Origin of the sequence: Streptomyces sp. NPDC088350, from assembly GCF_044753545.1 — a bacterium.
Taxonomy (GTDB): Bacteria; Actinomycetota; Actinomycetes; order Streptomycetales; family Streptomycetaceae; genus Streptomyces.
This window is the reverse complement of record NZ_JBIVNL010000005.1, coordinates 597,108-609,535: the sequence shown is the minus strand read 5'-3', so window position 1 is coordinate 609,535 and position 12,428 is coordinate 597,108. Positions and strand designations below refer to the sequence as shown.

13 protein-coding genes are annotated in these 12,428 nt (G+C 71.6%); 3 read left to right on the top strand and 10 right to left on the bottom strand.

Annotated elements, in window-relative coordinates; all coding sequences use genetic code 11:
* Positions 1–227 precede the first annotated feature (227 nt).
* Positions 228–989: a GntR family transcriptional regulator gene (locus ACIQBL_RS20630; RefSeq protein WP_401943803.1), complete on the top strand. Its 762-nt coding sequence runs from the start codon at positions 228–230 to the stop codon at positions 987–989.
* Positions 990–1,223: 234 nt separating this feature from the next.
* Here the strand turns inward: ACIQBL_RS20630 and ACIQBL_RS20625 are convergent, their stop codons facing one another.
* From ACIQBL_RS20625 to ACIQBL_RS20615, 3 genes are all read right to left on the bottom strand, one after another.
* A complete protein-coding gene (locus ACIQBL_RS20625) occupies positions 1,224–2,378 on the bottom strand; it encodes an ROK family transcriptional regulator (RefSeq protein ID WP_401943801.1) in 1,155 nt (384 codons plus the stop codon).
* A 99-nt stretch (positions 2,379–2,477) separates the two neighbouring features.
* Positions 2,478–3,140: a response regulator gene (locus tag ACIQBL_RS20620; RefSeq protein WP_401943799.1), complete on the bottom strand. Its 663-nt coding sequence runs from the start codon at positions 3,138–3,140 to the stop codon at positions 2,478–2,480.
* Between the two features lie 14 nt (positions 3,141–3,154).
* Positions 3,155–4,309, bottom strand: a complete 1,155-nt coding sequence (locus tag ACIQBL_RS20615) for a sensor histidine kinase (RefSeq protein WP_401943797.1) — start codon at positions 4,307–4,309, stop codon at positions 3,155–3,157.
* A gap of 108 nt (positions 4,310–4,417) precedes the next feature.
* Between ACIQBL_RS20615 and ACIQBL_RS20610 the strand changes: the two genes are divergently transcribed.
* Together ACIQBL_RS20610 and ACIQBL_RS20605 are read left to right on the top strand one after the other, a co-directional pair.
* A complete protein-coding gene (locus ACIQBL_RS20610) occupies positions 4,418–5,338 on the top strand; it encodes an ABC transporter ATP-binding protein (RefSeq protein WP_401943795.1) in 921 nt (306 codons plus the stop codon).
* A 2-nt stretch (positions 5,339–5,340) separates the two neighbouring features.
* Entirely contained in the window at positions 5,341–6,063 is a 723-nt protein-coding gene (locus ACIQBL_RS20605; protein WP_401943793.1) for an ABC transporter permease subunit, read from the top strand.
* 66 nt (positions 6,064–6,129) lie between these two features.
* Here ACIQBL_RS20605 and mug read toward each other — a convergent pair whose 3' ends face one another.
* From mug to ACIQBL_RS20570, 7 genes are all read right to left on the bottom strand, one after another.
* Entirely contained in the window at positions 6,130–6,651 is a 522-nt protein-coding gene (gene mug / locus ACIQBL_RS20600; protein ID WP_401944041.1) for a G/U mismatch-specific DNA glycosylase, read from the bottom strand.
* Between the two features lie 38 nt (positions 6,652–6,689).
* Positions 6,690–8,132: an adenylosuccinate lyase gene (purB, locus tag ACIQBL_RS20595; protein ID WP_401943792.1), complete on the bottom strand. Its 1,443-nt coding sequence runs from the start codon at positions 8,130–8,132 to the stop codon at positions 6,690–6,692.
* Positions 8,133–8,191: 59 nt separating this feature from the next.
* Positions 8,192–8,548, bottom strand: coding sequence for a DUF4326 domain-containing protein (locus tag ACIQBL_RS20590; RefSeq protein ID WP_401943790.1), 357 nt, complete (start codon positions 8,546–8,548; stop codon positions 8,192–8,194).
* A gap of 6 nt (positions 8,549–8,554) precedes the next feature.
* Positions 8,555–9,337, bottom strand: a complete 783-nt coding sequence (locus ACIQBL_RS20585) for an SGNH/GDSL hydrolase family protein (RefSeq protein ID WP_401943788.1) — start codon at positions 9,335–9,337, stop codon at positions 8,555–8,557.
* A gap of 67 nt (positions 9,338–9,404) precedes the next feature.
* On the bottom strand, positions 9,405–10,418 hold the full coding sequence (locus tag ACIQBL_RS20580) for a hemolysin family protein (RefSeq protein ID WP_401943786.1): 1,014 nt from the start codon (positions 10,416–10,418) through the stop codon (positions 9,405–9,407).
* Complete coding sequence (locus ACIQBL_RS20575; protein WP_401943784.1) at positions 10,415–11,761, bottom strand: hemolysin family protein; 1,347 nt, start codon at positions 11,759–11,761, stop codon at positions 10,415–10,417. The genes ACIQBL_RS20580 and ACIQBL_RS20575 overlap by 4 nt, the downstream gene beginning before the upstream one ends.
* 155 nt (positions 11,762–11,916) lie before the next feature.
* Entirely contained in the window at positions 11,917–12,342 is a 426-nt protein-coding gene (locus tag ACIQBL_RS20570; protein ID WP_401943782.1) for a GNAT family N-acetyltransferase, read from the bottom strand.
* Positions 12,343–12,428 lie beyond the last annotated feature (86 nt).

Here is a 12,428-nt window from a genome sequence, read left to right as displayed (position 1 = left end):
CAGAGCCCCCGTTTCACGACGGGGGCTTTGCCGTCGTGTCACGAAACAGGCCCATTGTGAACGCCCCGTGAACGCTCCACGGCAACCGCTCTCTGTGGTGCCTGTGGGATCGAGGATTGGTCTTGACCAAGGGTGTGGGCCGTCCTATGGTCACAGATAAGTGAAACAACCTTTAATAAACAAGGGCGCTAAAACGCGGCCGGACCACGGCGATTGCGGAGGACAGGGTGGGGACCACGCAGTTGGAATCGGTGCCGGAGCCGAAGTACTGGCATCTCAAGACAGTGCTCAGTGAGGCACTGGACTCCGAGTTCTCCGTGGGCGAGATCCTGCCCAACGAGCGAGACCTGGCAGCCCGCTTCGGCGTCGCCCGGGCCACGCTCCGGCAGGCTCTGGAACAACTCGAACTGGAAGGCCGGCTGCAGCGCCGCCGCGGCGTCGGCACGACCGTCGCGCCGCCCCGCATGGGCGTCGCCGTCGGCACCCAACAGCACGCCTGGCCGGGCGCCGCGGGGGACGCCTGGCAGTCCGTCGACTGTGTCCTGGCGACTCCGCCGGCGGCCGTCGCCGACGTCCTGGAGACCGGTTCCGGGGAACTGGTGCACACCGTGCGGCGCTCCCGGGTGAGCCACGGCCAGCCGGTCGCCGCCGAATTGCTCTACATCCCGGAGTCGTCGGTGCCCGACCTCTCCGCGATAGACGCTCCGTCCGCGGTGGCACGCGCGCGTGCGGTACTGCGCGAGTTGCAGCGCCTCGAACTGGAGGGCCAGGACCGTGCCGTCGAACTCGGCTCGGCCCGCGCGGACGACGCCAAGGAACTGGACCGCCTCCCCGGGGCACCGGTTCTCGTCGTCACCACCCGCTTCTTCGCCGAGGGCCGCACCACCGCGGTCTCCGTCGCGACCTACCGCGCGGACACCTGCCGACTGACCTTCGCCGACTCCGGCGGCGTCGAAATCCACCACGGCCCGGAACGCCAGGCTTCCTGACCGAGATCACAGCGAAACCCGTCGCGCCCCGGACGAGTCCGGGGCGCGACGGGTTTCCTTCTCAGCGCCGGGCACGGCACCCCCCAAGGGGCGCGGGGAACTGCGCGCCCAGCCACAACGGACCCGCACCCGCCACACGACCATCGCACCCAGCCCCAACGGCGCCGCACCCCACACACGACCTCACGGCCGGCCACAACGGACCCGCACCCAAAAACCAACCCCACCGCCAAGCTAGCGCCGCGTCACCGTGCCCTCGACCGCGAACAACTGCTCCTCCACGTGGTCCAGAGCCAACCGCAACGCCCCCGTAGCCGCAGCCGCCTCACCGAGCAACGACAGGGCGACCTTCGGCGGCCGCAGGCAATACCGCGCCAACTCCCGCCGCAACGGTTCCAGTACACCGTCCAGCCCGGCCGCCCACCCGCCCACGACGACCAGCTCCGGATCGAGCGCCAGCACCAGCGCGGCGACATCGTGCACAAGGCGTTGGATGAACCGGTCGACGGCCGCCCGGGCCCGCTGGTCACCGTCGCGGGCCAGCGCGAAGACCCGCGCGACCGCCTGCTCGTCCAGCGGATGCAGCGGCTCGTCCGTGGTGGAAAGCAACGTCTCCGGAGTGACATCCCGCCCCAGCAGATGCAGCGCGCCGATCTCACCGGCCGCCCCGCGATACCCCCGGTGCAGCCGCCCGCCGATCAGCGAGCCGGCGCCGGGACTCAACCCGGCCAGCACCATCACCATGTCGTCGGACTCGGTGGCCGCGCCCTTCCAGTGCTCGGCGACCGCCGCCGCGTTCGCGTCGTTCTCGACCAGCACCGGGCACTTGAAGGAACGGCTCAGCCGCTCGCCCAGGTGCAGCCCCGTCCACTGGGGGAGCGCGGTGCCCAGCCGCACGGTGCCGTCCGCCTCGACGATGCCCGGCGTGGCGACGCCCACCGCGCGCAGCGAACCGCGGGCGACTCCGGCCCGGCGCAGCAGCTCGGCGACCGCGGTGCGCAGCCGCTCCAGGCGCTCGTCCGCCGAAGCCGTCTCGTCGACGTCCTTGGCGATCGCGCCGAGCACCCGGCCGTCCAGATCGGCGAGGAGCACGGCGACGCGATGCGCGCCGATCTCCAGGCCCAGCAGATGCCCCGCCTCGGCCCGGAACCTGAACCGCCGCGCGGGCCGCCCCTGCCGCCGTACAACGCTCTCGTCGGCCGCCTTCTCGACGACCAGCCCGGCCTCGATCAGACCCTCGACGACTCCCTCGACGGTCGGCCGGGACAGCCCGGTCACCCGGGTGATCTCCGTCAGCGTGGCGCAGTCCGTGGCACGCAACGCGTGCAACACCACCGCGGAGTTGATCCTCCGCAGCAGCGAGGGGTCCCCGCCGGTCAGCCCCGCCAAGGTCTGTCCTCCCAGCTCGTGCGCGTGTTGGGCGGATCGTACTCGGCGCGGCGGACCCCGGCGAGTGCCGGGCGCCCTCGGCCCACCCGCCCCACCTGTTCACCCCGGCGCGACGAACCCCGACTCGTACGCCGCGATCACCGCCTGTGTACGGTCCCGCGCCCCCAGCTTCGCCAGTACGGCGCTCACATGCGACTTCACCGTCTCGGTCCCGACGACCAGCCGCGCGGCGATCTCCGCGTTCGACAAACCCCTCGCCATCAGCCGCAGCACCTCGGCCTCACGCTCGGTCAACCGGGCCCGCTCCATCACCGCGCGCGCCGCCCGGTTCCCGCCCTCGTCGCCGTACTCCGCGGCCAACTGCCGTACGGAGGCCGGGAACAGCAGCGACTCGCCCTCGGCCACCAGCCGTACCGCGTGCACGATCTCGGCCGGCCGGGCCCGCTTCAGCAGGAACCCGTCGGCACCGGCCCGCAGCGCCTCGTACACGTACTCGTCGTTCTCGAAGGTCGTGATGACCAGGATCTTCGGCGGATCGGCGACCGTGCGCAGCACCGCGCGCGTGGCCTCGATGCCGTCCAGGAGAGGCATCCGTACGTCCATGGCGACCACGTCCGGCCGCAACCGCCGCACCAGCGGGATCACCGCCGCCCCGTCGGCGGCCTCACCGACCACCTCGATGTCCGGCTGCGCCTCCAGCACCGCCCGCAGACCCGCGCGTACGAGGGGTTCGTCATCGACCAGGAGAACGGTGACCGGCATCCGGCCAGCCTAGATCAGCACAACGGCAGCTCCGCGTGCACCTGCCAGTCACCTTCGTCCGGCCCGGTGTACGCCCGGCCCCCTAGCAGTGCGGCACGCTCGCGTATGCCCCGCAGACCACTGCCCCGGCCCGGCGCCGATATCGCCGCCGTCAGCGGATTGCGGACCTCCAGACCGAGGGTGCCGTCGGCGACCTGGATGCGCACCCGGACGGGGACGGCCCCGGCGTGCCGCAGCACATTGGTCAGCGCCTCCTGCAGAATCCGGTACCCCTCCCGGGAGACCGGCCCCGACACCGTCTCCAACGGCCCCGTCACCTCCGCGTCGACCTTCGCCCCGGAGGCCCGCGCCGACTCCAGCAACCGGTCGGCGTCCACCAGCGTCGGCCGACTGCTCACCGGCCGCTCCGCCTCCCGCAACACACCCAACACGCGCTCCAGGTCCTCCAGAGCGGCCCGGCCGGTCTCCTCGATGGCGCCCAGCGCGCGCTCGGTGAACTCCGGGTCTCCCGCCGCCCGTGCCGCGCCTGCCTGCACCACCGCCACGGTCAGCGCGTGCCCGATCGAGTCGTGCAACTCCCGCGCGATGCGGTTGCGTTCCAGTAGTTGCTCGGTGCGTTCCTCCAGCGCGGCGAGTTGCTCGGCGCGCGAGGGGCCGAGCAGCTTCCGCGCCAGCAGCGTGGCCAACGTGCCGAGCCCGACCACAGCCGCGTACAGGGCGATCAGGGGCAGGGGCACCAGGAAGGCGTACCAGCCGTGCGGCGTCGCCTCCTTGAGAAGCCATACGTCGTTGGGCACGCGCCCGCGTGCGGCCTCGATCAGCTGGAAGGCGATGACCGGCAGCCAGACGCAGGCGAACGAGGTCGCCCAGCCCAGAGCCATCCGCGCCTCCAGCCACAGCACGGTGCGCCCCCGGTCCCGCCAGGTCGCCGACGGCGCCACGGAGATCCCCGAGTCCTCCCTGCCCGGCGTCAGCAGCAGCTGCGCCTGCACCCCCTCGCCGATCCGCACGGCCGGGATCAGGCCGACCGGGATCAGCGCGAGGGCGGGTGCATAAGGCGTTTCAGGGCTGATCAAGATCCACACGGCGGTGAGCAGCATCGGCACCCAGAGGTGCAGCAGACGCGTATACGTCGTCCCCCGGAGCAGCGGGCGCAGGAAGCGGGCCATTCCGACATCGTGACAGCCGGCACTGACAATCGGCCTCCCCCGGGCGAGGGAGACGATCTCCACCGGCGGGGGAGGCCCCAACCCCCGTGCACGGCCAGGCTGTTGGTCATGACCAGCATCGACGTACGAGACCTCACCAAGGAGTACGGCACCCGACGAGCCGTGGACCACGTCACCTTCGACGTCCGCCCCGGCAAGGTCACCGGCTTCCTCGGCCCCAACGGCGCCGGAAAGTCCACCACCATGCGCCTGGTCCTCGGCCTCGACCGCCCCACCTCCGGAACCGCCACCATCGGCGGCCACCCCTACGCCGCGCTCACCGAGCCGCTGCGCCACGTGGGCGCCCTCCTCGACGCGCAGGCCGCGCACGGATCCCGCACCGGCCGTGACCATCTGCGCGCCCTGGCGGCGAGCAACCGCATCCCGGTCGCCCGGGTCGACGCGGTACTGGAGGAGACGGGACTCGCGTCGGTCGCACGGCGCCGGGTGAAGACGTACTCCCTGGGTATGCGTCAGCGTCTGGGCATCGCCGGTGCCCTCCTGGGCGACCCCGAGGTCGTCCTCCTGGACGAGCCGTCGAACGGCCTCGACCCCGAAGGCATCGTCTGGATCCGGGAGTTGCTGCGCCGACTGGCGACGGAGGGCCGCACGGTCCTGGTCTCCAGCCACCTCATGAACGAGACCGCCTCCTTCGCCGACCACCTCGTCGTCCTCGGACGCGGCCGACTCCTCGCCGACACCCCCATGCGGGACTTCATCGACGCGCGCGTGCAACCCCACGTACGCATCCGTACGACGGACGCCGGCGCCCTCAAGAGCGCGCTCGCCCGGCACGGCCACGACGCCGTGGAGCACGAGGACGGGCACTGGACCGTGACGCACGCACGCGTGGACGAGATCGGCGCCCTGTTGTCCACCGCCGGCGTCCCGATCCTCGAACTGGCCCTTGCCGAGGGCACGTTGGAACAGGCCTATCTCGATCTGACGGCCACCGAGACCGAGTTCACCGCACAGCACCAGGAGGCCTGACCATGGCATTCACACCCGTGTTCCACTCCGAGTGGATCAAGATCCGTACCCTGCGCTCCCAGCTCGCGTCCCTCGCCACGATCCTCGCGGTGACGGCGCTCTTCTCCGCGCTCGCCTCGTCCGACACCGGCGGCGACGACTTCGACCCACTGTTCGCGGTCTTCTTCGGTGTGACCTTCGGGCAGATCGCGGCGATCGCCTTCGGCACGACCGCCGTGTCCTCCGAGTTCCAGGGCGGGGCGCTACGGCTGTCGTTGGCCGCGGTGCCGCACCGGGGGCGCTGGTTCGCGGCCAAGGCGACGGCGATCGCCGTACCCGTGCTGGCCGTCGGTCTGGTCACCGGCCTGTTGACCTTGATGGCGGGCAAGGTGGTGCTCGGCGCCAAGGCCGACGGGCTCGGCTGGGCGGAGCAGACGCGCGGTGTGGTCGGCTGCGCCCTCTACCTCACGCTGATGGCACTGTTCGCGGCCGGTCTCACGGCGGTGCTGCGCAGCGGAGCGGCGACACTGGGCATCCTCGTCCCGTTCCTGCTGATCGTGTCCTTCGTGGTCGGCGACATGTCGAACGACATCGCGGACCTCCTCCCCGACCGGGCCGGCCAGGTGGCGCTCCACGAGACCTGGGACGGCGCGATGGGCCCCTGGACCGGGCTCGGGGTGACGGCGCTGTGGACGGCGGCGGCGTTGGCGGCGGGCGCGTGGAGCGTACGGCGCCGGGACGCCTGACCTGGGCAGGACGCCGACGCCCCGCCGATTGTCAGTGCCGGCTGGTCTACTGGATCACATGACCAGCTATCCCCGCGCAGCGTCCCGCAGCCGCCCGAACTCCTCGGCCATCGTCGCCGCCGTCCAATGCGCGTTGAGCCCGCTCGGATTGGGCAGCACCCACACGCGTGTGTCCCCGAACGTCCGCTCCTGCGGCCCCACTTGGGCCCGGCGGTCGTCGAAGGCAGCCCGGTAGGCGGTGACGCCCAGCACCGCGAGCCACCGCGGCTTCCACCCGGTCAGCTTCGACGCGAGCAGTTGCCCGCCCTCCCGGTACTCCTCCGCGCTCAGTTCGTCGGCACGGGCCGTCGCCCGTGCCACCACGTTCGTGATGCCGAGGCCGTGCGAGAGCAACTCCGCCTGCTCCGCGGGCTTCATGAGCCTCGGGGTGAAGCCGGACAGGTGGAGCACCGGCCAGAAACGGTTGCCGGGACGGGCGAAGTGGTGGCCCGTGGCCGCCGTCATCAGGCCGGGGTTGATGCCGCAGAACAGCACGGCGAGGCCGTCCGCGACGACGTCCGGTACGAGACGGTCGCGGGCGGCCTCCAGCTCGGCCTGGGTGAAGCGCTTCGGAGGCGTCGGAGGCGTCAGAGGATCGCCCCGGGGGTGTAGCCCGCGGCCTCCGGGTGCTGCTTCGCCAGCTCCTCGACCCGGGCGACCACGGCGGCGACCTGGTCGGCGGCGGCGCCCGTGAAGGAGAGCTTGTCGGCCATCAGCGCGGCCAACTGCGCGCGGTCCAGCGGGATCCGCTCGTCGGCGGCGAGCTTGTCCAGCAGCTCGTTGCGCTCGGCGCCCTGCTCCCGCATCGCCAGCGCGGAGGCGACGGCGTTCTCCTTGATGGCCTCGTGCGCGACCTCACGGCCGACACCCGCGCGGACCGCGGCCATCAGCACCTTGGTCGTCGCGAGGAACGGCAGATAGCGGTCCAGCTCCCGCGCCACGACCGCCGGGAAGGCACCGAACTCGTCGAGCACGGTCAGGAACGTCTCCAGCAGACCGTCGAGCGCGAAGAACGCGTCGGGGAGAGCCACCCGGCGCACCACCGAGCACGAGACGTCGCCCTCGTTCCACTGGTCGCCCGCCAGCTCGCCGGTCATCGACGCGTAGCCGCGCAGGATGACCATCAGGCCGTTGACGCGCTCGCAGGAGCGGGTGTTCATCTTGTGCGGCATCGCAGAGGAACCGACCTGGCCCGGCTTGAAGCCCTCGGTGACCAGTTCGAGCCCGGCCATCAGCCGGATCGTCTTCGCCAGCGACGAGGGCCCCGCCGCGACCTGCACCAGCGCGGTCACCACCTCGTAGTCCAGCGAGCGCGGATACACCTGGCCGACCGAGGTGAACGCCTGCGAGAAACCGAGGTGGGAGGCGATCCGCTGCTCCAGCTCCGCGAGCTTCGCCGCGTCACCGCCGAGCAGGTCCAGCATGTCCTGCGCCGTGCCCACCGGGCCCTTGATGCCGCGCAGCGGGTAGCGGCCGAGCAGCTCCTCGACCCGGCCGTACGCCACGAGCAGTTCGTCGGCGGCGGTCGCGAAGCGCTTGCCGAGGGTGGTGGCCTGCGCGGCGACGTTGTGCGAACGGCCGGCCATGACCAGCTCGCCGTACTCGCCGGCCAGCTTGCCGAGACGGGCCAGGACGGCCACCGTACGGTCGCGCATCAGCTCCAGGGAGAGCCGGATCTGCAACTGCTCGACGTTCTCCGTCAGGTCGCGGGACGTCATGCCCTTGTGGACCTGCTCGTGCCCGGCGAGATCGTTGAACTCCTCGATCCGCGCCTTCACGTCGTGCCGCGTGACCTTCTCGCGCTCGGCGATCGAAGCCAGGTCGACCTGGTCGAGCACGCGCTCGTAGTCCGCGATCGCCGCGTCCGGCACCTCGATCCCGAGGTCCTTCTGGGCCCGCAGCACAGCGAGCCAGAGCTGCCGCTCCAGCTTCACCTTCTGCTCGGGGGACCAGAGCGTGGCGAGCTCGGTGGAGGCGTAGCGTCCGGCGAGGACGTTCGGGATGCGGGGCTTGGCGGCAGCGGAAGTCACGTGCACGGATTCTACTGGCGATTCGTGCAGGCCAGCGCCACGGCCACGTTCGTCGGAAGCTACGAGACCTCCGTCACCCTCCCGGAGTCCGCGAGCTCGGCCAGCACCCCCGCGTGGCACAGCAGCGGCGCGCACCAGCAGGCCAGCGTCCGTCCGCGCAGCGCCGGCACCAGGGCCAGCAGATCAGGGCGCTCCAGCAGATACGCCCGGTACTGCGCCATGACCTCCGCGCGCGTGCCGTCCCGGCGGCGCGTGGCGGTGTCGTAGGCGAAGGGGTTGTAGAGCGGGTGGCGGGGGAGGTTCCAGCCGCCGAGGGTCCAGCGGCGGCCTACGTAGAGGATGTCCTGCGGGGCGAGTTCCAGGCGGGGGCCGAAGTCGTGGATACGGCCCCTGACGTTGATCACCCGCGTGGTCATGGGGAGTTACGCCGCCGGGCCCTCGTAGGGGAGCAGGTCCGGGCGCTTGGGGGAGAGGCCGTCGCCCGAGGAGCGGCCGGTCAGGCGGCGGCCTATCCAGGGGAGGAGGTACTGGCGGGTGAAGCGGACGTCCTCGACGCGGCGGGCGGTCCAGTTCGGGGGCGGGGTGGGCGGCATCGGGGTGCGCCACTCCGGGTCCTCCGGCTCGTAGCCGAGGGTCTGCCAGACGGCCTCGGCGACGCGGCGGTGGGCATCGTCCGTGAGGTGGAGACGGTCGACGTCCCACGCGCGCGGGTCGCCTAGCGAGGGGGCGCTGTACAGGTCCACGACGAGGGCGCCGTGGCGGTCGGCGAGGTCGTCGACGCAGGTGAAGAGTTCCTCCATGCGCGGCCTGAAGCGCTCCAGGACCGGGCCCTGGCGGCCGGGGCTGCGCATCAGCACGAGGTGCTTGCAGGCGGGGGTGAGGCGTTCGACGGCCTCCTCCAGCAGGGCGCGCACCCGGCCCATGTCGCACTTGGGGCGCAGGGTGTCGTTCAGGCCGCCCACCAGCGTGATCACATCGGGCTGCATGGCTGCCGCCGGGCCGACCTGCTCGTCGACGATCTGCGCGATCAGCTTGCCGCGCACGGCGAGGTTGGCGTACCGGAAGCCGGGCGTCCGGGCGGCCATCCGTCCGGCGAGGAGGTCGGCCCAACCCCGGTAGGAGCCGTCCGGGAGGAGGTCCGACATGCCCTCGGTGAAGGAGTCGCCGATCGCGACCAGGCTGGTGTGCGTGGGATTCGTCTGCATGGCGACGAAGATGATATCCCGTGTCCATACCCGTCGGTCGGTGACCCTCCACCGCCGCTCGCCGTGCCTACGCCCGCTGCCCGAACAGCTCCCGCAGCACGTCCTCCATGGTCACCAGGCCGGTCAGTCGCCCCTCCTCGTCCTGGACCGCCGCGAGATGTGTGCGGCTGCCGCGCATCGCGGTGAGGACGTCGTCCATGGGCGTGGTCTCCCGGACGTTCGCGATGGACCGCATGTCCTCCACCTTGAACGGCTCGTCGCGCGGTGAGGCGTCGAGGGCGTCCTTGACGTGCAGGTAGCCGATGATGCGGCGCTCGCCGTCGACCACCGGGAAGCGGGAGAAGCCTGACTCGGCCGACAGCACCTCCAGCTCGGCCGGGGTGATGCCGGCGACCACGTAGTCGACGCGTTCGAGGGGGAGGACGACGTCCCGTACGGGCCGTCTGCCCAGCTCCAGCGCGTCGTTCAGGCGCTCCAGGGCCCGTTCGTCGATGAGTCCCGCCTCGCCGGAGTCCCGTACGATCCGGGCGAGTTCGGCGTCCGAGAAGCTCGCCGTGACCTCGTCCTTGACCTCGACGCGGAGGAGCTTGAGCAGGGTGTTGGCGAACGCGTTGATGGTGAAGATCACCGGGCGCAGGGCCCGGGACAGCGTCACCAGCGGCGGGCCCAGCAGCAGGGCGCTGCGCACCGGCTCGGCCAGGGCGATGTTCTTCGGGACCATCTCGCCGAGCAGCATGTGCAGATAGGTCGCGGCGGCCAGCGCGATCACGAAGGACACCGCGTGCCCCGCGCTCTCCGGGACGCCGACCGCGTGGAACACCGGCTCCAGCAGATGCGCGATCGCCGGCTCGGCGACGATGCCGAGCACCAGCGTGCACAGCGTGATGCCGAGCTGGGCCGCTGCCATCAGCGCCGACACGTGCTGCAGACCCCACAGCACGCTCTTGGCGCGCCGGTCGCCCTGCTCCGCGTGCGGCTCGATCTGGCTGCGGCGCACCGAGATCAGCGCGAACTCGGCGGCCACGAAGAAAGCGTTGACGACCAGCGTCGCCAATCCGATCAGCAGTTGTACGGCGGTCACAGCTCCCCCTGCACGGAGTCGGAGTCGGCATCGGAGTCGTCGGGCGGCGCGTGCAGCAGCAGCCGCGCGGCCCGCCGCCCGGACGCGTCCACCACGTCGATCCGCCACCCGGCGACCTCGACGGTGTCCCCGACCTCCGGAATCCGCCCCAGCTCGGTGGCGACAAGACCGGCCAGCGTCTCGTACGGCCCCTCCGGCGCCCGCAGTCCGACGCGCGCGAGCTGGTCCATGCGGGCGGCGCCGTCCGCCGAGTACAGCGCGCGGCCCTCGTCGTCCGTCCCGGCCGGGGCCAGGTCGGGCGTCTCGTGCGGGTCGTGCTCGTCCCGCACCTCTCCCACGACCTCCTCGACGATGTCCTCCAGCGTCGCGACTCCCGCCGTGCCGCCGTACTCGTCGATGACGACGGCCATCGTGCGCTTGCCGGACAACCGGTCCAGGAGGCGGTCCACGGTCAGGGACTCCGGGACGAGAAGGGGTTCGCGGACGACCTGGGAGATGGGGGAGCGGGCCCGCCGGTCCGCCGGTACCGCCAGGACGTCCTTGATGTGGACCGTGCCGACGACCTCGTCGAGGTTGCCGCGGTACACCGGGAACCGGGACAGCCCGGTAGCCCGGGTCGCGTTGGCCACGTCCTCGCAGGTCGCCTGGGCGTCGAGGGCGACGACCTGGACGCGGGGCGTCATCACGTTCTCCGCGGTGAGGTCGGCGAGGTTGAGGGTCCGTACGAACAGCTCGGCGGTGTCCGGCTCCAGGGCGCCCTCCCTGGCGGAGTGCCGGGCCAGCGCGGCCAGCTCCTGCGGGCCGCGCGCGGAGGCCAGCTCCTCGGCGGGCTCCAGGCCGAGGGCGCGCACCACGTGGTTGGCCGTGTTGTTCAGATGGCTGATGAACGGGCGGAACGCGGCACTGAACCAGCGCTGCGCGTTGCCCACCCGTTTCGCCACGCTGAGCGGCGAGGAGATCGCCCAGTTCTTGGGCACCAGCTCACCTACGACCATCAGGAACACCGTCGACAGCGCCGTACCCAGCACCAGTGCGACGGACTTCGACGCGGGGTGCGAGATGCCCAGCGATTCGAGCGGGCCCGCGATGAGCACGGCGATCGACGGCTCGGCGAGCATGCCGACGACCAGATTGGTGACGGTGATGCCGAGCTGCGCCCCGGAGAGCTGGAAGGTCAGATTCCGTACGGCCTTCAGGGCGCCCGAGGCGCCCCGCTCGCCGCGCTCGACCGCGCGCTCCAGCTCGCCGCGCTCGACGGTGGTCAGCGAGAACTCGGCCGCGACGAAGGCACCACAGGCCAGCGAGAGCAGGATGGCCACCAGCAGGAGGAGCACTTCGGTCATCGGGTCACCTCCGTCCCATGATCGGACAGGGCAGGGAGGTTCGCGCGATGTCGCGTACTGGGAGGCTCGCCCATGGGCGGACGCTCACACCTTTCGAGGAGATCGATTCCGAAGTTCCGTACTGGCTCCTTAATAGTAAAGGATGAGCAAAGCGATCAGGTGGTGAGGGGCTTCACCCAGCGCCGCCAGTGTTCCTCGGGTGCGTACCCCGCCGCGCGCCACGCATGCTGCCCGGTCTCGTTGCGCTCCAGCACCATCGCGTCCCCGCGCCGCCCGCCCAGCGCCACGAACCGCTCCTCCGCCGCCGTGAGCAACGCCGAGCCGATGCCCCGGCGGCGGTGCTCCGGGTGCACCGCCAGCCGGTAGAGGTGACAGCGCCAGCCGTCGAAACCGGCGATCACCGACCCGACGAGCCGCCCGTCCCGCTCCGCGAGGATCAGCGCGTCCGGGTCCCTGGCGATGAGCCGGGCCACCCCGTCCCGGTCGTCACTGATGCTCGTCCCTTCCGCGGCCTCGCGCCAGAACGCCAGCACGGCGTCGATGTCGGCGAGGGCGGCACTGCGGATATGAAGATCACTCATGGGACCAGCCAAGCAGGGGACGGACGCGGGCGGCCAGTGGGTTTCGGGTACGGCCTGTCGTCAGCGGCGGCCGAACGTGTCCAGCC